This is a genomic window from Pseudomonas sp. NPDC087626 (assembly GCF_044743405.1).
In the GTDB taxonomy this organism is placed as follows: domain Bacteria; phylum Pseudomonadota; class Gammaproteobacteria; order Pseudomonadales; family Pseudomonadaceae; genus Aquipseudomonas.
The window spans coordinates 161,576-181,651 of sequence record NZ_JBIUWJ010000011.1 but is presented as its reverse complement, the minus strand read 5'-3'; the positions used below and the strand labels follow the sequence as shown (position 1 = coordinate 181,651).

Below are 20,076 nucleotides of genomic sequence, written 5' to 3'. Positions count from 1 at the left end.
TTCAACAGCACCAGGGAGCGGTCCTGGACCGAGGTCTTGCCCCAGGCATCGGCCGCGGCGTGGGCAGCGTCCAGGGCTTTTTCGATGTCTTCGGCGGTGGAGCGGGGGAACTCGGCGATCGGCTGGCCGTTGACCGGCGAGGTGTTGGTGAAGTACTGGCCTTTGACAGGCGCGACGAACTCGCCGCCGATGTAGTTACCGTAGCGGGACTTGAAGGAAACGATGGCATCGGGAGTGCCGGGGTGGGCGTATTTCATGGTGGCGTTCTCTGGTTGTTGTGGGATGTGACCGTCCTTTGGACGGCCACTGTCAATTGCACAAGCCCAACAGGTTCAGGAGCCCTGCGGGGTTTCTCCACGTGCCAGGCGGGCATTGATGTTTTCGATGACCTCTGGCAAATCAACGATGGTGTCGATCAGATAGTGCGGGCGAGAGCCTTCGAACATCTTGATGATGCGCGCGCGTTCCTCGGCCAGCTCCTCGAGGGATAAATCCTTGAACTCTTCATAGGACAGGCCCAATGCGTTGCCGGAGCAGGTCAATGCCACCGTCCACATTCCAGCGCTACGGCCTTCGAGAATCCCCGGCCAGGTGTCGTCGACCTTGACGCAGGCCGCTACATCACTGATGCCCAGCGCAATCACGTTAGCCAACGCTTGTGCGGGGTGTGGACGACCGTTGGGCACTTCGTCGGTCGCCACCACATGGTCGGTGACGTAGCCGTTCTTGCGAGCCAGCTCCACGACTTTTTCCATGACCACGGCCGGGTAGCCTGAGCAAGAACCGATTTTCAGTCCCTTGTCGCGCAAGCCATTGATGGTATTGAGCGCACCGGGAATCAACGCCGAATGCAGGGCGATCTTTTCGATCTGCAAAGGCATGAAGCGCTCGTAGAGGGCAGTGACATCATCGTCGGTGGGCAATCGGCCGAAGGCGAGACGGTAGCGTTCGGCGATCTGCGGTTCGTTGCACAGCGTGCGGATGTGATCCCATTTGCCCATGCCCATCGGCCCGCGAGCTTCTGCCAGGGAGACTGCAACGCCGAACTCGGCAAAGGCTTCGACGAATATCTGAGTCGGTGCGAAAGAACCGAAATCAACGACAGTGCCGGCCCAGTCCAGTACCACGCCCTGCAGCTGGGAAGGTTGTTGGTAATGCATGGTGATTGCTCCAATGAATGGTGAGTGATTAATTCGAATTCAGGGGGTGGTGCCAACGATGACCGTTTGCATTGGAGCCGAGGCCAGCGCCGTGCTTTCCACGGTTTTCGGGCGGCTGTTCCAGAATGGAATCAACATCAGGCTGGCCAGTAGTGCCGCGACGGTGAAGACCAGGAAGATGGTGGTGGTGTCGAAGTAACCGGGTAACAGGCCGCCGAGGACCGCGCCTATCGAACCGCAACCGTTGACGAAGCCCGCGGCGGAGGCCGCTCCGTCCTTACTGCCGAAATCAATGGCCGCCGAGCCGCTCATCATCGAGTCCGGCCCGTAAAGCGTCAGGCCCATCATGAACAGCAGGCCAACCACCATGTAAAGACTGCCGCTCTGCATGGCAGGGACGAACAGCGCGAGGCAAATGGTCAGGAGCACCAGGCTAAGGACACAGGCCGGCATCCGCCGAGCGCCAAAGTACTTGTCTGAAGCGATACCAATCAGGATCGGACCTGCCAGGCCTGCCAGTTCAAAAGCCGTCGGCACGATGGCGGATGCCACTTTGCCAATCTCTGGCATCCGCTCGTAGATAATCACCGGCCCCCAGAGCAGGATCGCGTAGCGCGCTGGCTTGAGCATGAAATAGGCCAGGCCGAGCACCAGTACGGTTCGATTTTTCATCACCGTGCGCAAACCGGCCCACATGCTTTCGCGCGGCACTGCGACCTTGCTGACGGGTTCGATCTCGATCTCTACAGGCGGCAACCCGACATCTTCTGGCTGGTTGCGTTGCAGGAAAAAGAACAGTACCGCTACCACCAGCACCACCACGGCGCTGCTGATGAACGCGATGCGCCAGTCATGGTAGGCGTTGTAGGCCCACCAACCGGCAAACGGTGTGGCAACCAGGCCGCCAAAGGCGTAGCAGGTGCTCCAGTAACCCAGTACGCGGCCACGTTCGCCAGTGCTGAAGAAGCTCCCAACGTTCTTGCACAGCCCCGACCAACCCGTGGACTGAGCCAGGCCCTGGATCAGCATGCAGGAGGCGAAGATCGGTAGCGTGGCGTAGGTGCCCATCAGTAGCGCCGCCAGCGCCGAGATCACCAGACCGCTGAGGACCACGACCCTGGGACCGAAGCGGTCAGAGAAGTTGCCCCACAGAAACTGGCCGACTGCGTACGCGATCAGGTAGAGGGCATCGAGGTTGGCCATCATGCTCTTTTCGAGCATGAAGTCCGGATCTTCGCCAATCCCCAGTTTGGCCACAGAAAAAGCCTTGCGGGTAAAGTAGAAGGCCGCGTAGGCCACCCAGGTGATAAGGAAAATTTGCACGCGCCAGCGCTGGAGCGATTTCCAGCCGGTTGCGAGAGGGTTTGTAGCGTTCTTGTTCATGGTGTTCTGATCCCGTATGTGGTGCCAGACAGCGCAAAGTAATGGGTTTTGTTTTTATTTTCGGTACAGAAAATCTCTCCACGCACACGGCATCGATCAGATGGCAGTGAGGTGGCATCAGGCTTTCGGTATTAAATTGACGCGGTCGCTGACTCCTGCTCGGCTGTGCCTAGCGGTAAGTCACCGAATCCATGGTTAAAAAAGACCCCTGTCCACAAGTGCTACCCATTGCACCCGTGCGTGAATCGACAAGGACCTTTGAAGGGCCGTCAGGCCGCCGGCTGTTGCATGTCGACGTTCATCGCCACGAGACTGTCGGCGATGGCGCGCAGCAACTGATGGACGATGTATTCGTCGATCTGGCCGATACAGCCGATACGGAAACTCTCGGCTACGGTTAGCTTGCCGGGATAGATGATGAACTGACGGGCTTTGAGCTCGTCGTAGAACCGCTTGAACTCAAAGTTGGGATGTTGCGGGCTGAAGAACGTGGTGATGATTGGCGACAGCCAACGGTCTTCAAGCAATGTCCTGAAGCCCAGTTCGCGCATGCCTTTGACCAGCACATCGCGATTGCGCGTGTAGCGCGCCAGACGGCCATGCACACCGCCTTCGGCAGTGTGTTGCTCCAAGGCTTTATGGAACGCTACGACGCTGTGGGTCGGCGGCGTGAAGCGCCATTGGCCCGTGCGCTCCATGTAAACCCACTGCTCATACAGATCGAGGCTCAGGGAGTTGGCGCGGCCTTTGGCGGCCTCCAGCACGGAGCGACGGATGATGACGAAACCGAAGCCGGGAATACCCTCGATGCATTTGTTGGCGGAGGACACCACCACGTCGAAAGCAATCTCATTGATGGTCAACGGCACGGCTCCGAAGGAGCTCATCGCATCGATGATCAGGCTCTTGCCATGCGCCTTCACCACATCGGCGATTTCGCGCAGCGGATTGAGAATGCCGGAGCTGGTTTCGCAATGGACCAGGAAGACGTTGGTGATGTCGGGATTGTCCCTGAGCAGGGCGTCCACCTCCTCAGGCTGCGGTGGCAGATAATCGCCTTTGTCCAAGGTAATGAACGCGCGGCCGAGGTACTCCAAGGTCTTGGTGGCGCGCTGGCCGTAGGCGCCATTCATCAGCACCAGTGCTTTACCGTCACGCGGGATGGCCGTGGCCAAAGCTGCCTCCACCGAGTAGCTACCGCTGCCTTGCAACGGCACACAGGCGAAGCTGTCGTCCTGAACACCGGCCATGCTGAGCAAGTTCTGGCGAACCTCGGCAGTGACTTGGTTGAAGGTAACGTCCCATGAACCCCAGTCGCGCAGCATGGCTTCCTTGGTCGCTTTGGATGTGGTCAAGGGGCCCGGGGTCAGCAGGTAGGGTTCACCCAAGGCTGGGGTAGCCAGCGCCTGTGTGGTCGGAAATTCAGCTTTGGTCATGATCTTCTCCGGCGGTTTTGTTTTTGTGGGGGAGTGATGCATGGCGTGATCAAAACATCTGCGGAAAAATAACTGAAATCGATTTATCACATGTCACAAACAAGCTGAGCTTATAAGTCGAAATCATTCGTCTACCCTCCAGATCAGACCCTGGGTTGCTGTTCAAGTGAGCGGTCGCTGTGTGAGCGCGGCGTTAGCCCTTGTCTGACTTGCCGGCGGCGGCGGCGAATTTCGCCAGGCGCACATCCAGTCGACGAGGATGCAGGTTGTGGTCCTCGGCGTGCTCCTTGCGCCGAATGGCATTGCGCACCATTAGCGAACCCAGGTAGCGGATCGGCTCCGGTGGGAAATGGCCGAGCGGCCCTTGCACCAGCGGCGAGCGCGTCCAGGGGTTGTCCTGCCCCAACACCAGCGATGAGAGGATCTGTCCACCCATATGACAAGGACCGACGCCGCTGCCGGAATAGCCGAAGCCATAAAAGATGTTGCCGCCTGCGCCCATTCGGCCGAAGAACGGTAGCCCGGTGACGGAGCGATCGGACGGGCCATTCCAGGTGGCGGCGATGCCGACATCGGCAAAGTCGGGGAAGAACTCGGCAAGGGTGTTGCTCAACAATCCTTTGTAGGGCGAAGGCTGGTCGAATACCGGCAACATGCGCCCGCCGTAGGCGAAGGTATTGCCGCCTTTGCCGAGCATGATCCGGCCGTCCGGGGTGTTGTGGTAGTAGTGCACGAAGATGCGTGAGTCGAGCACGGTGACCCCGCTGGTCAGGCCGATCCGCTTGAGCAGGTCCGGTCGAGGCTCGGTAATGATCATGTCACTGGAGACGATGGCAACCGAACGCGAGAACTGAGCAAAGGCACGCGCCATCCAGGCGTTCATCGCCAACACGACCCGGTCGCAGGTGACGTTGCCGTTCGGGGTGTTGACGGTGGCAGGCAGTCCCTCTTGCAAATGGGTCATCGGTGAGCTTTCGTAGATACGCACACCCAATTGCAGTGCGACTCGACGCAGACCGCGCACCAGCTTGCCCGGCTGCACACTGGCTGCCGCAGGCGAGAACCAGCCTTCAATGTGCCGGGTCGAGCCCGCCATGCGCTGCACGTCAGCTAGCGCGTACTTGGAGAAGGAGTTAATGCCATTGCGCTCCAGCGCGGCGATCACGCTGTCGGTCGAGCCGACCTGGGCACGGTTGGTTGCCGTGTAAAGCGTGCCATCGAGACGGTAATCGGCATCAACCGCGTACTTCTCGCAAAAGCTGCCGATGGCGTAGATGCTTTGCTCCGATTCCTTGACCAGGCGTATTGCCTCGTTGACCCCAAACAACCGCTCCAGGGTGAAGTACTTGGCCGACCAGGACAGCGCGCAGCCGCCGTTGCGCCCACTGGCGCCGGCACCACAGATGTCGGCTTCGACGATGACCACGTCCAGCTCGGGGTTCTGTTCCTTGAGCATGATCGCAGTCCACAAACCGGTGTAACCACCACCGACGATGCAGACATCGGCGCGGGTGTCCTGCCGCAGCGGCGGGCAGGGCGAGTCGGGTTGAGTTTTCAGGGCCTGATCGAGCCAGTAGGGGCGCATGACGTCATCTCCGTTGCAGCGGTTTTGGGGGCAGGGCTTGAGCAGGCAATCAGGCGCATGCAGCGACCACGATCATTTCCACGCGCCAACCGGGGTCGATCAGATCGGCCAGGGTGCAGGCTCGCGTTGGGGCATGGCCTTCGGGAAAGAACTGGTCCCAGACCCTGTTGAGCCCTGCGTAGTCGTCGCGATGGGCGAGCAGGATACGTACCGAAAGCACCTGCTTGCGGCTGCTGCCGGCACTCAGTAGGAGCTGCTCGATACCGGCGAGCACCTCGTGGGTCTGGGCCTCGATGTCGCCGCTGAGGTCGCTGGCAACCTGGCCACCGATATAGAGGTGGTTGTCATAGCGGACCATGTCCGAGCGGCGTTTTGTCGCGGCGAAACGTTCGATTTGCATAAAGTGCTTCCGGGCTGAGACGAGGGCGGCAGTGTTCGAACACTGGTCCGGGGCTTGCGAAAACCATGCTTGCAGTTCATCGTCTATAAATAAAATCGATTTAGCGTATGCATGAATAAGTTGAACCTATGCCAAGGCTGCCGCGATGACCATTTCCCATACCCAACTCAAGGCGTTCCACGCGGTTGCCGTCAACGGCAGTTTCACCCGCGCGGCCGAGCAGCTCTGCCTGTCTCAACCGGCGGTGTCCGACCAGGTACGCAAGCTCGAGGACTATTACGGGGTGATGGTGTTCTACCGCGACAAGCGCCAGGTGCGCCTGACTGAAGTGGGCGAGCGGTTGTTCGGCCTGACCCGGCGCTTGTTTGATATCAGTGTCGATGCCCACGACATGCTGATGGACTACCGCACCCTGTCCACGGGATCCCTGAACCTCGCCGTGGATGCGCCGGTGCATGTGCTGCCCTATGTCGCACGCTTTTGCAGGCGTTACCCCGGTATCGATGTGAAGATTGAAACCGCCAATACCGATGAGGTGCTGCAACGCTTATTCGCTCATCAGGCCGACATCGCCCTGCTGGGTCGCACTATCGAGGACGACCGACTGCTGTCGCTGCCCTTGCGCAGCGATCCGATGCTGGCGTTCGTCGCGCTTGATCATCCCTGGGCGCAACGCGAATCCATCAGTCTTGGCGACCTGCACGACACGCCGCTAGTACTGCGGGAAAAAGGCTCGATGACGCGCCTGTGCCTGGAGGAAGAAATGGCCACCGCGGGCTTGCGCATCCGCAAGGCGATCGAAGTGGATGGGCGCGAAGCCGCACGTGAAGCGGTGGCGATTGGCATGGGTGTCGGGGTTGTCTCGGCAACCGAGCTGGGCTCTGATTCACGGCTTCGCGGGTTGCCCATCGTCGATTGTCAGCGGCGCTTCACCGAGACGTTGGTGTGCCTGCGCGCGCAGAGTTCGCGGCGGATCCTGACGACGTTTTTTAACGTGGTTCGAGAGGGGCTGGCTGAGTGAGGTGGGGGATCATGGCCTGGCGTGTGGACGCAGTAATACGTAGAGCGCGATGGGTGCCCCCACCAGGCCGATCACGGCATTGAGGTGCAACACGTGTCGGCTCCACGGCAGATGAGTGACCAGATCGGCCGCCAGCCCAAGTGAGGAACCCAGGAGCACGGCCGCAGGCATCAGCAGTCGGTGATCTGCGCTGGATATGACCCCTCGGGCGACTTGCGCTGCGACCAGGCCAAGAAAAGCCACCGGTCCGCAATAGGCGGTGACCAGCCCGCAGAGCCATGCCGCGATGAACAGGGCGATCCGGCGAATGCGTTTTACCGGCATGCCCATTGACGCTGCATAACGGTCGCCAAGGAGCAGCGCGTTAAGAGGCTTGGACAGTGCCCATAGGGCGGCAAAGCCAAGCAGGACTCCGGGTATCAGCAAGCGCAACTGCGCGCCAGTCGCGCCAGCGAAACTTGCGTCATCCCACGCCTTGAAAGCCCGCGCCTGGTTCTCATCGACAAAGTGCATCAACACACTGATCAAGCCCACGGCCATGTAACCCAGCATCAGCCCGCTGATCAGCAGGGTGATGGTGTTGACCCGCCCGGAAATAAACGCCAGCAGGCTCAAGAGCAAGGTCGATCCTGCAACGGAGGCAAGCGCCAGCCCGACGTCGCCTGCCAAGCCGAACTGGCTCAACCAGGCGCTACCTGCCACCCCGGAGAATGTCACCAGTACGGCGGCGCCCAACCGCGCGCTGTGGACGATGCCGAGGACATAAGGGTCTGCCAGGGGGTTGCGAAACAGCGTCTGCAGCAACAATCCTGCCGCCCCCAGCGCCCCTCCGCTGACCAGCGCATTCAAGGCGCGAGGCAGACGAAACTGAAAGAGGATGTTGTGCCAGACAGTCTCGATCGAACCGCCCGCCAGTGCGCCAAGAATCGCTGTGACCGGGATGTTTACAGCGCCGATGGTCAATTCAGCGATCAGCAAGGTCAGGGTCAAGAGCGCCAACAACACGTAGCGACACCCAACGGGCAGGTAAGTAAATGAAGGGGCGTGTTTGATGATCATGGTCATGGCAACTTGCGAACAAATACGTTGGAGGGGAGGGCGGAAGGCGACAGTTGTGGGTGCAGCACTTGGACCAGTTCGGCCAACAACACGTGCGGCCGGGTCATGCTCTGGTCCTGATAGGGCGAAGCCCAGGCACCTGTGTAGCCTTGGTCGAAGGCATATACCCGGCCCTCACGCGCTGCACGAAACCAGCGACTGTGCGGGCTGGTTGCGAGCATCTGCGGCAGCGAGGCGTACCCAGGCTTGGCACCCAGCCAGAAGGGGGCCGCGGCGCCTTTCTCGTAGAGGTGTTCGAAACTTACCTGCACCAGGCTGCCACGCTCCCGGGACTCCTCAAGCACGTATTGCCCACCCGCATCGGCAATCAACCGGGCCCGCTGATTGAGGCCACCAAACACCTCGAAACTGCCCCGACCAGAGGGGAAGCCCGCCATGACCAGAGGACGCTGCTGCACATCGCTGGTCAATGCGGCCCAACGCAGATAGTCGTGTTCAATCGCAGCGAATTGGCGATTGGCTTGAGCTTCGCGGTTCACCAGTAACGCCAGGAACTTCAACCATTCAGCCCGGCCCAGAGGGTGGCTTTCAAGATGATCGGCCTGAGGCAGGGCCAGCACGCCGACTTGCTGCAACTGCGGATGAATATTGAATTGCGGGTAGGCGGAGAAGAAGCTCAGATAGACATCCGGCTGGGCCGCCATGATCGGTTCGATATTTGAGTGTGCATTGCCCCACAGCTCGTGGATGTGGCCGCTTGCAACTCGTTTGCGCACTGATTCCACGGTAGGCGCGCGGACATTCTCGATGCCCACCAGCCGGTCAACGATACCTAGCTCATCCGCCGCCCCCAACATTGCCGAGTTGCCGGTTGCCAGGCGCTGAATCGGTACCTGGACCACCAGTGTTGCAGGCGAATGCGCAGGTGTCGGCGTACCACACTGGACTAAAACAATCTCCAGGGGCTCTCCCGCATTGACGCTGGAGCGAAATCGCAAACGTTTGAAATTCAGTCCGTATTCAACGGACAACTGATCTGACCAGCTAAAACTGGCGCGCTGCGGAAAGTAGTCGACACCGGCATGATAGTCAGCAACGCATGCCTCCAGTTGGTTGTGTTCGGGCTGCATACCGACGTTATGCGCAGGCTGAACGCGAGCCAGCGAAGCTTGGCGCGCATCGCATCCTGGCACACAAATCAACAGTAAAAGCACCGCCCACAGATGCCAACTCATGGCAATGCCTCCAGCGCCACAACCAGTTGTCCGAGACTGCTGAAGCGCTGAGTTCGCTCACCGTCACGCAGACGAAAATCCATCGGCTCTGCGCTGATATGCAGCGCGGCGTGCTCGGCCTCCTGATAGCCGATCCGGTGCAAGGCGCGTTGCGTCCACACGCGTGTGATCCCAGATGCTTGCAAGCGCACGGGACGCCCCGGCATGGCTGCAAGGCCCCACTCGCCACGCTCCAGGTCAAAGTGCAAGCCATTGCTGGAGAAGGTTTGCCCAAGCCGTCCATCAAGCACCAGATCCTCCGGGGCGCCACACTGCAATTGGCGCGACTGATCGATCAGCCACAGCAGATCGGCGCAGCGCAGGGCAAGTTCAAGGTCATGGCACGACAAAAGAATGGCCAGATCCCGCTCTCGTGCCAGCTGCTGCAGCAGCCGCAAGGTTTCAATACGCCGCGGCAGGTCCAGGAAGGCGGTGATCTCATCCAGGATCAGCACCTTGGGCTGTTGTGCCAAGGCGCGTGCCAACAGGACTTTCTGGCGCTCGCCGTCGGACATGTTTGCCACCGCCTTGGCTGCCAGACCCGCAGCGCCTGCGTGTTCGAGTGCCTGGGTGACGATGTGCCGATCGTGTTCGTTGAGTCTTCCAGCCCAGCCGACATGCGGGTAGCGTCCGAGCGCGGCCAGTTCAAAGCCGCTAAGTGCGCCCGGATCGACCCGATCGGTCAACACCACGGCCATGCGTTTGGCGCGTTCTGCCGGGGCGAGGGAATCAAGCGGCTGCCCATCCAACTCGATGCAACCTGAGACTGCTCGCTGCATGGCGCTCAATGTGCGGATCAGCGTCGACTTGCCGGCGCCATTCGCGCCCAGCAGACACACCAGGCGCCCTTTGGGTAAATGCAGGTCGAGGGGACCGAGTACGGCTTGTCGGCGGTATCCGACTTCTAGTGCGTAGCTGCGCAGCATGCTTAAAACGCCGCGCCAAGGGTAACCATTGCAGTACGCGGAGCCCCCGGATACATCGGCACGAAACTGCCGCCCGAATCGTAGTAGCGCTTGTCAAACAGGTTCTGCACATTCAGCTGTACGCGGTAGCGCAGTGCCTGGCCGAAGCGATACGTGACGTTGCTATCCCAGCGGGTATAGGAGGGCAGGGTGAAGGTATTGCTGTTGTTCGCCTGCCGTTCACCCACGTAATTGGCACCCATGCCGATGCTCAACCCCGAAACACCAGGCAAATCGTAGGTGCTCCATAGACTGGCGTTGCGTTGCGGTGCGTTGGCCAGGCGATTGCCTTGCAGGCCACCGTCGCTGTCTTTGCTGATGGTGGTATCAAGCTGGGTATAGCTGGCAAGCAGGCGCCAGCGCTCGGTGACCACGAACGGCAAGTCAAGCTCCCAGCCTTTGCTGCGTTGCTCGCCCACTTGAATGCTGTAGGTGAACGTAGGGTCGTTCGGGTCGGCGACCAGGCCATCACGACGGCGAATATCGAAAACCGCCAAGGTCGGGGTGAAGCGCCCATTGAGCAGGCTGAGCTTGGTACCCACTTCGAACTGCTCGCCTTTCACCGGTTTGGCGAGTTGACCGCCTTCAAGGATCCCGTTGTTCAATTCGTTGCGCATTGAACGCGACCAGCTGGCATAGAGTGATAAGGCTTCGACCGGCGTCCAGGTGATACCCACGCGGGGGGAAAAGGCGTTGAAGGTTGCGGTTGATGGCTCACTCAGTCCGTAGTAGTCGTCGATGGCCGAGGCGTCGATTTGATCGAAGCGCCCGCCCAGCAACAGGCGCCATTGCTCCCTGCTGCCAAAGCTCAGTTCGTCCTGGGTGTACAGCGCCCAGGAGTCGTTGATGAAGCGCCCTTCGCCTGTCGGGCTCAGGGGTGAGGGAGGCGTGCCATACACCGGATTATTGAAATCGATCGTGCTGCTGGTACCGGCCGCGGAATCGTAATCCCACCAGTCCCGGCTGTACTCGGCACCGAACAGCAGTCGGTGATTGATTGGGCCAGTGCGAAAGCTGCGGCTGATTTCTGCCAGTGCTGTCGCGTCTATCTGGCGATCATGATTGAGCTGCGGCCGCCGGCTGACGGTGGGATTGTCCTCGCTGCCGCCGATTCCGCCATTGACAAAGCCGTAGGCGTACCACGAGGTTTGCAAACGCGAATCCGAGGCTTGAATGGCCGCATGCAGATCCCAGTCATCCGTCAAAGCGTGGTCCAGGGTTACCGAGGCTAGCTTGCTGATGGCGCTGTTGCGGGTGTCAGGTTCTGCGAAGTTGCGCTTGATTGGCGCATCCAGATAACGAGGGTTGTTACCGAATCCGCGGTCCATGTCGGCGACCTTGCGCGCGTATTCAAACTCGAAGGTCAGTGAGGTCTGCGGGGCCAGCTGCCACGTCAACACGGGCGAGAAGAATTTGCTCTCATTGTTGACGAAGTCACGGAAGCTGCCGTTGTCCTGCCAGGCAGCGGTCAAGCGATAGTCAAGTGTTTCGCCCAGGGGGCCGGTGCTGTCGAGTGTGGTGCGGTAGAAGTCGTAGCGGCCGGCACTCACATCGACCTGAGTGCGCTGCTCGTGTTGGGGTTTCTTGGTCACCAGATTGACCACGCCACCAGGCTCAAAACGTCCGTACAGGGCAGACGCCGGCCCCTTCAATACTTCTATCTGTTCGATGTTGACCAGTTCGTCGACGCTGGCGAAGCTGCTACGGCGAATGCCGTTCTTCAGATTGCTTTCTGTGGCAAAACCACGCAGTCGGAATCGATCATTCAGAGCGCCAAAACCCACTTGGTTGGTAACTCCCGGCACGGTCCTAATCGCCTCACCCAAGGTCGTGACTCCCCGATCTTCAATCAGCTCGCGGGTAACCGTTTGAATGGAGAAAGGCGTTTCCTTGGCTGGGGTAGGGCTCTTGTTTGCCGTCGGCGCTATGGTCGAGCGGTACCCTTGTTCACGGGTACCGAAAACTTCCGTCGCGCCCAGCTCGAGAGTCGAATCATCTGCGCTCCCTGGCGGGGAAAACATGCACGCGATCCCAGCCAGAAAGAGGTGTTTAGAGGAGGATTTTTTTGTCATTGAGAGACCGGAGGTGCGTGGGTAGGCTGAAAATTTACGCGCTGATACATTGTTATAACATAACAATAGATGGTTTTTTCAGCAATCAAGGAATACCCCGGGTGGCGACAGCGCTGTCGGCCCACTGCGCGGATCGGCTGCCACGGACCGGGCCACCGACGTCGATCAGTCGCGAATGCTTGAGCTGTATTTGGCGGGGGGTCTGGTGGTCCGCTCAGACACCGTTCGTGAAAATGTGTATGCCTTGGAAAGTGGACAAACTGTAGTCGGTCTCCATGTTGGGCTGGGTAAGTAGAGCTCAATTAATACGCTGTTAGAGGAAACGCTCGTTCGGTTTAACGCCTCTACGGTTGATTTAAGAATCGTCTCATGGAATATCTTATTTTCTTAGAGGTATTAAGTGGCGCTGGCTTGATGTTATTTAATAAATAACGACTGCGCAGTATTTTAAGAATCGTCTCAAAGGAAAGTTCCGGGTGATACGTTTTAATGGCTTATCGGTTCGTTGCAACATGTGTTGTCAGGGCACGCAGTGTGTCCGTTCAGACCGGTAGCAGTCGATAAAACTAAAACTTTTGGAGCGTCAACTATGAAACGTAAAGCCCTCGCCCTCGCAGCACTGGTTTCCGCTACTGGCGCTCAATTTGCCAATGCCAGCGACGGTACCATCAACTTCAATGGCCAGTTGACCGACCAGACCTGTACGGTCTCCGTGAATGGCGTGGTCACGCCGACTGTTGCCACCGTCACCCTGCCAACGGTTTCCACCGGCACATTGACCGTCGCAGGGGAAACCGCCGGCAGCACGGCCTTTAACATTCGCCTGAGTAACTGTGTCGGCGCCGCGAATGCCGTGGCGGCCTTCTTTGAATCGGGCAGCGGTGTTGATCCATTTAGTGGCCACCTGAATAACATTGCGGGCGTCGGCTCGGCCACCAACGTTCAGTTGCAACTGGTTGACGCAGCTTCTAACAACATTATCTCGGCGGGTAACAGCAACCAGCTTTTCAGCAACACCTTTGCTGCCCTGGTCAATGGCGAAGCTGACATGCCTTACGCCGTACGCTACTACGCCACTGGCGCAACTACTGCAGGTACTGTAGTGGGCTCCGTGACCTACTCGATCAACTACCAGTAAGTCTGTCTCCCCTTGCACGCTCGGCCCGCCGGGCCGGCGTGCACTACTGGCGAGGTGAATCATGTTTTGTATCAAAACAGTTCGACGCACCGTGGTGCTGACGCTTGCCGCGTTGGTGTGTTCCCAGGCAATGGCCGGAGTGGTGATCACCGGGACTCGACTGGTTTATCCAGCGAATCAGAAAGAAATCACCGTCAAATTGGACAACAACGGCACGCGTCCGGCCCTGGTGCAATCCTGGGTCGATACAGGTGATGTGAAATCGAGCCCCACCAGTTCGAAAGCACCCTTTGTGCTCTCGCCGCCGGTGGCCCGTATCGACCCCAGCAAGGGCCAGAGCCTGCGCCTGATGTTTACCGGTGCACAGTTGCCGGCAGACAAGGAGTCGGTGTTCTGGCTCAACGTTCTGGAGATCCCGCCCAAGGCAGAAGGGCCGGTGGATCTCAACGTCTTGCAGATGGCTTTCCGTTCGCGGATCAAGATTTTCTACCGTCCCGTCGACTTGCCGGGCACACCCTCCGATGCGCCTTCGCAAGTGAAGTGGAAGGTAGTCAAGGAAGGTCAAGGTTATGCCTTGCAGGCATCCAACCCGAGTGCATTTCATGTGTCTCAGGTTGAGTTGGCCCTGGTGGTGGGTAACCAACGTTACGAAAGTGAAAACGGCATGGTAATGCCGGGCGAGACCAGGCTATTTGCCCTGCCCACGCTCAAGTCGATGCCAGGTAACGGTGCCCAGGTCGAGTTCAACGCCATTAACGATTACGGTGCATTGGTGCCGACCAAGTATCCGCTGACTCCCTGACTATTTCGCGAACGCTTTAACGGCCGAGTAACTTCTCATGTCGACTTACTTACACCGCAGGGTTCACTCTGCGGTACGCCCTCGCTTTGCCCTGAATGTGGCATTGGGGATTTGCCAAGTCGCTGTAATTGCCCCGTTACTGTCTGTGGCCCAGCCAACGTTTGCTGAAGATATTCAATTCAACGACGCTTTTTTGCCTGAAGATTCGCGCACCCTCGACCTGAGTCAGTATCAGCAGGGTAACCCGGTGTTGCCGGGTCAATACCGCGCTGACGTTGCGGTAAATGGCAGGTTGGTCAATCGCCAGGACATCCGTATTGATGCCGCTGCCGATGGCAGTCATCCAACCGTCTGTTTCAGCCGCGGCATGCTGGAACTGATCGGGGTCGACATGCACAAGTTGACGCCTGAAGCGACCCTGACTGTCGAGAGCAACCCGCCATGCCTGGACATCGCGAAGCTGATCGAGGCTTCCAGTGCGACGTTTTTACCTTCCACTCAGCAACTGGACATCAGCATTCCGCAGATCGCCCTGCGGCGTGACGCCCGTGGCACTGTCAGCCCTGAGTTGTGGGACCGCGGCGTGAGCGCCGGGATCCTCAGCTACTCGTTCAACAGTAACCACAACAGGACCGACAGCGGTAACGACGATACGGCCTACCTGGGATTGAACGCCGGGTTGAACGTGGGTGACTGGCGTTTGCGGCATAACGGTTCGGCGTCCTGGCAGAAAGAAACCGGGCAGCAATACCAGGTGCTGAACACTTACGCTCAGCGGGACGTGACGTCGCTCAAAAGCCAACTGACCGTGGGCGAGGCCAATACCTCTGGCGAGATCTTCGACACATTGGCCTATAAAGGCGTGCAACTGGGCACCGATGACCGCATGTTGCCCCAGTCACAGCGCGGTTATGCCCCGGTGATCCGTGGCATCGCGCGTACCAGTGCGCGGGTGTCGGTGAGTCAGGCGGGGAATCTGTTGTACGAGACGACCGTAGCGCCGGGCGCCTTTGTGATCGACGACCTGTACTCCACCGGTTACGGCGGCGACTTGAGCGTTACCGTTCACGAAGCCGATGGTAGCGAGCAGAGTTTTGTCGTGCCGTACTCATCCACGGCTGAGTTGCTGCGTCCCGGTACGTCTCGTTTCAGCGTGACGTTGGGTGAAACCCGGGACAACTTCGTCGATCAACAATCCAAGCTGCTGCAAGGCACTTATCAGCGTGGCTTGAGTAACCTGTTCACCGGTTACGCCGGCACCCAGGCCAGTGACGATTACTTCTCTGCCCTGGCTGGGATGGCATTCAGTACGCCCGTCGGTGCGGTGGGCGTGGATATCACGCAAGCCCAGACCAACCTGAAAAGCGCTACCGCCAGCGGTCAGAGTGCGCGGATTACCTACAGTAAAAACATTGTCAGCACTGGCAGTAACTTCTCCGTCGCCGCCATGCGCTTTTCCACGGAAAACTACCTGAGCTTCAGCGACGCCATGCAGATTCTCGACGCCGAGCGCAGCGGGCTGGACACCAGTGAGTACGCCCGTGCCCGTAGTCGTCTGACCTTGACTGCCGACCAGAGCCTGGGCGAATGGGGGCAAGTGGCGTTCAGCGGTTACTTGCAAAACTATTGGAATCAGTCGGGCAGTGACCTGCAGTACCAGCTCAGCTACAACAAGCAGGTGCGTTCGGTGACCTATGGTCTGAGTGCCAACCGCAGTCGCATTGGCCAAGGTGATATGGACAGCAGTTTGCTCTTCACCCTCAGCATGCCGATAGAGTTTGGCTCCCCGGTCAATCGTCCCCAACTGTCCGCACGGGTCATACGTGACACCAATAACCAATACAGCGAGCAGGCGACGTTGAGCGGTACTGCCGGTGAAGACCGCCAATACAGCTATGGCGTAACCGCCGGGCACGATGGCGGCAGTCGTTCCAACAGCACTTCGGTCACGGGTCAGTACACCAGTCCCAAGGCTTTGGTTGGCGGGTCTGTGAGTCGTGGCGAGGATTACGACAGTCTGTCGCTCAACGCCAGTGGCAGCGTAGTCGCCCATTCCAATGGCGTGACCCTGACCCCCTATCGTGGAGAAACGATGGCGGTGGTGACTGCTGAAGGCGCCGAAGGCGCGAAAGTGGTGGGTTTTCCCGGGTTGAAATTGGATGGCTCCGGCAACGCGGTGGTGCCGTACCTGCGTCCTTATGAATTGAACGAAGTTGCCATTGATCCCATCGGCACTTCGATGGACATCGAGTTGACCGAGACCAGCCAACAGGTTGCCCCGCGCGCGGGTGCCGTCGTTGCGCTGAAGTACGGCACCAATAATGGCCAGGCGTTGTTACTCAACGTCTCGCTCGCCGATGGCCAGCCGCTGCCGTTCGGAGCCAGTGTGGTCGATGACCGAGGCGTGTCGGTGGGCATGGTCGGGCAGGGCGGGCAGCTCTACGCCCGGGTCAAGGAAGGCGCACGCCGGTTGTTGATCAGTTGGGGCAACAAGGCCGAGCAGCAATGCGCCTTATCGTTGCCGGTGGGTAAGAGCGACAAGCAACAACTGTTGCAGGTGGATGTGGTGTGTTCGCAGGCCCAATCAGCCAATAGCGTGGCTGCTGTAAGCAGTGCCGAGAGGATTCAGTGATGACGATGATGCGAATATTCAGGTTGGGTGCGGCGCTGATCGGGCTTGCGCTGGTGACTAGCGTGGCGATGGCTGACTGTAACTTCATCAACGGCTATGGGCCGGCGGTGGCAACGATGCCATTGCAGGCAGGCAACATTACCGTAGGGCGTGATGTGCCATTGGGTGCGGAAATCTATCGTCAGACTTTTAGCAACGCCAAAGCCGCCTATAGCGTCACCTGTGGGACTAATACGGGGGCGGTGAACGCCCAGTATGAGTTGGTCAGCAAACCCCTGCCGCTCTCTGCCTGGATGGGGGCGCCGTGGGGCGGCAATGTCTACCAGACGGGGGTCGCGGGCATTGGCGTGGTGGTCTTGACCTCAGGCGTAGGCACCTACCCGATGCCGTACACCGCTCAAGTGTTGAATTGCCCATTGGGTAACAACTGCACATGGAGCCCGGCGGCTTCCGGGGCCTTCATCCTCTCGTTCATCAAGATTGGGCCTGTCTCGGCAGGCACCATACAGGGCTCCCAATTGCCCACCATGAGCATGAACTGGAACTCTTCCAACGCCTTGTTTGTGCAGCGAGTCAACTTCAGCGGTAGCATCAACATTGTCTCGCGCACCTGCACGACCCCAAACGTGGTAGTGGAAATGGGCTCCCACAAAGTCGGTGAGTTCTCTGTCCCCGGCAGCGTAACGGGGTGGAAAGATTTTTCGATCAATTTGTACAACTGTCCGGCATTCCATGGCTTCTACAAAGCCAGCGGTCCCGGTTGGGGCACTGACGGTGTCGTCACCAACCTTAACAAGCGCCAGGCGAACGTCCTGCAGGTGCGTATCGACCCGACGCTGGGTGCATACAATCCGGCCCAGGGCATCCTCAGTCTCAATCCCAGTGCCCCGGGCGACAGTCCGGCGGCGACGGGAGTCGGTCTGCAAATCGGCACCGGCTCGGGTACGCCGTTCCCGCTGTCGGTCTTGCGTCCCAGCGGCATAACCCCTTCCGGGATTGAAGGAGGGTTCTATAGCATCCCGTTGAAGGCGCGGTACTTCCAGTTCGGGGGCAGTGTGACACCGGGGCCGGCCAATGCGACCGCCACGTTCACGCTGGATTATCAATAAGCAGTGGGGGGAGGCGCCGGTGCAGTGGTTGCACCGCGACTGAACCATCCCGACATACCAACCCCAACAAGCCCCTTTAGCTTATTGATCATTGTGCTCAAATGAATTGGCGAGATAGTCAATTAGCGAGCGTACGGAAGGCAGTAGGCCTCGGCGCGAGGGGAATACGGCGGTGATCACCCCTTCATCGGGCTTCCATTGTGGAATGAGCGTCAACAAACGACCGTCGGCGATTTCTTCCCGGACCACGGTCAACGGCATGCTGGCAATGCCGACCCCCTGAAGCACTGCACTTTTCAGTACTGCCATATCGTCGCTGACCAAGCGCGGAATATGGCTGATGAGTGCGGTGGCCCCGTTGGGGCCGTTCAAGTGCCAGTTGTAATTCGGCAGCGGTGCTCCCCAGTGGATACTTGGAAGATCCACCAGGTCCGTCGGTAGTTCCAACCGTGGATAGCGCTGCATGAAAACCGGGCTGGCAACCAGTACCTGTGGACTCCTGGCCAGGACTTTCATGACCAAGTCACTACTTTCCAGCGGTGGAAAACATAAGCTCAAGGCGATGTCATATCCCTCGCTGATGACATCAACCCGGCGGTTGAAACTCTTTACATAGAGTTCCACCGAAGGGCATTGCGCCATGAACTTGCCCAGTAGTGGGGCTACCCAGAAATTCAGCAGTGGCGTGGTGCAACTCAGGCGAATCACCCCTCGGGGCTCTGACCGGCTCTGTTCGATGACATCTTCCGCCGACTCAGCTTCCGCCATCATGGCCACGCAATGGCGGTAATAGGCCTGACCGATATCGGTAACCTGGAATTGCCTGGTCGAGCGTTGAATAAGGCGTACGCCCAGCCGCATCTCCAACTGACTGACCCGTCGACTCAAGGTGGATTTTGGCATGTTGAGGGCGCGACCTGCGGGAGCGAAGCCGGCATGTTCCACCACTTTTGCGTACAGAAAGAGTTCATTGAGATCAATCACTAGAGGCCTCGATCGTTCCATTTTTGAGACTGTGAAGTCTAATCCAGCCACTACCGGCATCCAACCTCCACGACTAAGGTTCGTTCCCTCAGGTCTTTTGGCAACCGTCCTGCTCTGCACAGGGCGAATCGATGAGCCCCTGGTTGGCCATGGTCCCTTTGTCATGATTAGCGAAGTAGAAATAGTCCAGGCCATCGCCGACTTCAACAACGGCTATGTTGAACAGACCCCCTTGATCATTTTGCAGTGTCATTGCTTGGCATTGCGAAACCTGTCGGCCGCGAGGCCGTCTTTTCTCAAAGGAGCACGTTATGAGTACCCCGGCGAACTTCAATAACCAAAGACCCGTCATTGATCCTTCCAATGCCGTCATGCTGTTGATCGACCACCAGAGTGGTCTGTTCCAGACCGTGGGTGATATGCCGATGCCCGAGCTACGCCTGCGTGCTGCGGCGTTGGCTAAAATGGCGTCCCTGGCCAAGATCCCGGTCATTACCACGGCCTCTGTGCCGCAAGGCCCGAATGGTCCATTGATCCCTGAGATTCATGAAAATGCTCCTCACGCCCAATATGTGGCGCGCAAGGGTGAGATCAATGCTTGGGACAACCCCGAATTTGTGGCTGCAGTGAAAGCCACGGGCAAGAAGCAACTCATCATCGCCGGCACCATCACTAGCGTGTGCATGGCGTTCCCGGCAATCAGCGCCGTGTATGACGGTTATCAGGTCTTCGCTGTGGTGGATGCGTCCGGCACCTACAGCAAAATGGCCCAGGAAATTACGCTCGCCCGAGTGGTCCAGGCCGGTGTGGTGCCGATGGATACCGGTGCTGTTGCATCTGAGATACAAAAATCCTGGAACCGCGACGATGCACAACAATGGGCTGAGGTGTACACCAAGATTTTCCCGGCCTATCAGTTACTGATCGAAAGCTACATGAGGGCTCAAGACGTAGCAAAAAACAATGAAGTGCTGGATTCCCAGCGCAAGTAATCGGGTACGTCACGGGGGGAGTTCCCCTCATCAGATGAAGCCCTCGGGGCTTGCGTTGTTCACC

The 20,076-nt window shown here is 58.8% G+C and carries 18 protein-coding genes; 7 read left to right on the top strand and 11 right to left on the bottom strand.

Annotated elements, in window-relative coordinates:
- The 6 genes from ACIOVD_RS12100 to ACIOVD_RS12075 all read right to left on the bottom strand — a co-directional run.
- Positions 1 to 257: aldehyde dehydrogenase family protein (locus ACIOVD_RS12100; protein WP_401127892.1), on the bottom strand; the 257-nt coding region annotated here is incomplete at its 3' end.
- A gap of 75 nt (positions 258 to 332) precedes the next feature.
- A complete protein-coding gene (gene phnX, locus ACIOVD_RS12095; RefSeq protein WP_095168550.1) occupies positions 333 to 1,160 on the bottom strand; it encodes a phosphonoacetaldehyde hydrolase in 828 nt (275 codons plus the stop codon).
- Between the two features lie 39 nt (positions 1,161 to 1,199).
- Positions 1,200 to 2,543: an MFS transporter gene (locus tag ACIOVD_RS12090; protein ID WP_320332388.1), complete on the bottom strand. Its 1,344-nt coding sequence runs from the start codon at positions 2,541 to 2,543 to the stop codon at positions 1,200 to 1,202.
- A gap of 269 nt (positions 2,544 to 2,812) precedes the next feature.
- Positions 2,813 to 3,979: a 2-aminoethylphosphonate--pyruvate transaminase gene (locus tag ACIOVD_RS12085; RefSeq protein WP_159996391.1), complete on the bottom strand. Its 1,167-nt coding sequence runs from the start codon at positions 3,977 to 3,979 to the stop codon at positions 2,813 to 2,815.
- 193 nt (positions 3,980 to 4,172) lie between these two features.
- Positions 4,173 to 5,564: an FAD-dependent oxidoreductase gene (locus tag ACIOVD_RS12080; protein WP_401127889.1), complete on the bottom strand. Its 1,392-nt coding sequence runs from the start codon at positions 5,562 to 5,564 to the stop codon at positions 4,173 to 4,175.
- A gap of 49 nt (positions 5,565 to 5,613) precedes the next feature.
- A complete protein-coding gene (locus tag ACIOVD_RS12075) occupies positions 5,614 to 5,964 on the bottom strand; it encodes a RidA family protein (RefSeq protein ID WP_159996387.1) in 351 nt (116 codons plus the stop codon).
- A gap of 145 nt (positions 5,965 to 6,109) precedes the next feature.
- Here ACIOVD_RS12075 and ACIOVD_RS12070 point away from each other — a divergent pair, with 145 nt between their 5' ends.
- A complete protein-coding gene (locus ACIOVD_RS12070; protein WP_095168558.1) occupies positions 6,110 to 6,985 on the top strand; it encodes a LysR substrate-binding domain-containing protein in 876 nt (291 codons plus the stop codon).
- A 9-nt stretch (positions 6,986 to 6,994) separates the two neighbouring features.
- Here the strand turns inward: ACIOVD_RS12070 and ACIOVD_RS12065 are convergent, their stop codons facing one another.
- From ACIOVD_RS12065 to ACIOVD_RS12050, 4 genes are read right to left on the bottom strand one after another with little or no spacing between them, the layout of a single operon-like run.
- Complete coding sequence (locus ACIOVD_RS12065) at positions 6,995 to 8,050, bottom strand: FecCD family ABC transporter permease (protein WP_401127886.1); 1,056 nt, start codon at positions 8,048 to 8,050, stop codon at positions 6,995 to 6,997.
- Complete coding sequence (locus ACIOVD_RS12060) at positions 8,047 to 9,279, bottom strand: ABC transporter substrate-binding protein (protein WP_401127884.1); 1,233 nt, start codon at positions 9,277 to 9,279, stop codon at positions 8,047 to 8,049. Before ACIOVD_RS12060 ends, ACIOVD_RS12065 begins: the two co-directional genes overlap by 4 nt.
- A complete protein-coding gene (locus ACIOVD_RS12055; protein ID WP_401127883.1) occupies positions 9,276 to 10,244 on the bottom strand; it encodes an ABC transporter ATP-binding protein in 969 nt (322 codons plus the stop codon). Before ACIOVD_RS12055 ends, ACIOVD_RS12060 begins: the two co-directional genes overlap by 4 nt.
- A gap of 2 nt (positions 10,245 to 10,246) precedes the next feature.
- Positions 10,247 to 12,304, bottom strand: coding sequence for a TonB-dependent siderophore receptor (locus ACIOVD_RS12050; protein ID WP_401127881.1), 2,058 nt, complete (start codon positions 12,302 to 12,304; stop codon positions 10,247 to 10,249).
- 640 nt (positions 12,305 to 12,944) lie between these two features.
- Between ACIOVD_RS12050 and ACIOVD_RS12045 the strand changes: the two genes are divergently transcribed.
- The 4 genes from ACIOVD_RS12045 to ACIOVD_RS12030 all read left to right on the top strand — a co-directional run bounded on the left by ACIOVD_RS12045 (position 12,945) and on the right by ACIOVD_RS12030 (position 18,036).
- Positions 12,945 to 13,493 carry a fimbrial protein gene (locus ACIOVD_RS12045; RefSeq protein ID WP_095168568.1) on the top strand — a complete coding sequence of 183 codons (549 nt, stop codon included), beginning with the start codon at positions 12,945 to 12,947 and terminating at the stop codon, positions 13,491 to 13,493.
- A gap of 61 nt (positions 13,494 to 13,554) precedes the next feature.
- The gene (locus tag ACIOVD_RS12040; protein ID WP_095168570.1) at positions 13,555 to 14,295 is read left to right on the top strand and encodes a fimbria/pilus periplasmic chaperone; all 741 of its coding nucleotides are present in this window, start codon (positions 13,555 to 13,557) and stop codon (positions 14,293 to 14,295) included.
- Positions 14,296 to 14,332: 37 nt separating this feature from the next.
- Positions 14,333 to 16,927 (top strand): fimbria/pilus outer membrane usher protein, encoded by a 2,595-nt coding sequence (locus ACIOVD_RS12035; protein ID WP_401127878.1) that lies wholly within the window; start codon positions 14,333 to 14,335, stop codon positions 16,925 to 16,927.
- Positions 16,927 to 18,036, top strand: coding sequence for a fimbrial protein (locus ACIOVD_RS12030; protein WP_401127877.1), 1,110 nt, complete (start codon positions 16,927 to 16,929; stop codon positions 18,034 to 18,036). The genes ACIOVD_RS12035 and ACIOVD_RS12030 overlap by 1 nt, the downstream gene beginning before the upstream one ends.
- Before the next feature lie 81 nt (positions 18,037 to 18,117).
- Here the strand turns inward: ACIOVD_RS12030 and ACIOVD_RS12025 are convergent, their stop codons facing one another.
- On the bottom strand, positions 18,118 to 19,041 hold the full coding sequence (locus tag ACIOVD_RS12025; protein ID WP_256585464.1) for a LysR substrate-binding domain-containing protein: 924 nt from the start codon (positions 19,039 to 19,041) through the stop codon (positions 18,118 to 18,120).
- Between ACIOVD_RS12025 and ACIOVD_RS12020 the strand changes: the two genes are divergently transcribed.
- Both ACIOVD_RS12020 and ACIOVD_RS12015 read left to right on the top strand, forming a co-directional pair.
- Entirely contained in the window at positions 18,938 to 19,357 is a 420-nt protein-coding gene (locus ACIOVD_RS12020) for a pirin-like C-terminal cupin domain-containing protein (protein WP_095168759.1), read from the top strand. The genes ACIOVD_RS12025 and ACIOVD_RS12020 overlap by 104 nt on opposite strands.
- Positions 19,332 to 20,012, top strand: a complete 681-nt coding sequence (locus tag ACIOVD_RS12015; protein ID WP_095168578.1) for a hydrolase — start codon at positions 19,332 to 19,334, stop codon at positions 20,010 to 20,012. Before ACIOVD_RS12020 ends, ACIOVD_RS12015 begins: the two co-directional genes overlap by 26 nt.
- Positions 20,013 to 20,076 lie beyond the last annotated feature (64 nt).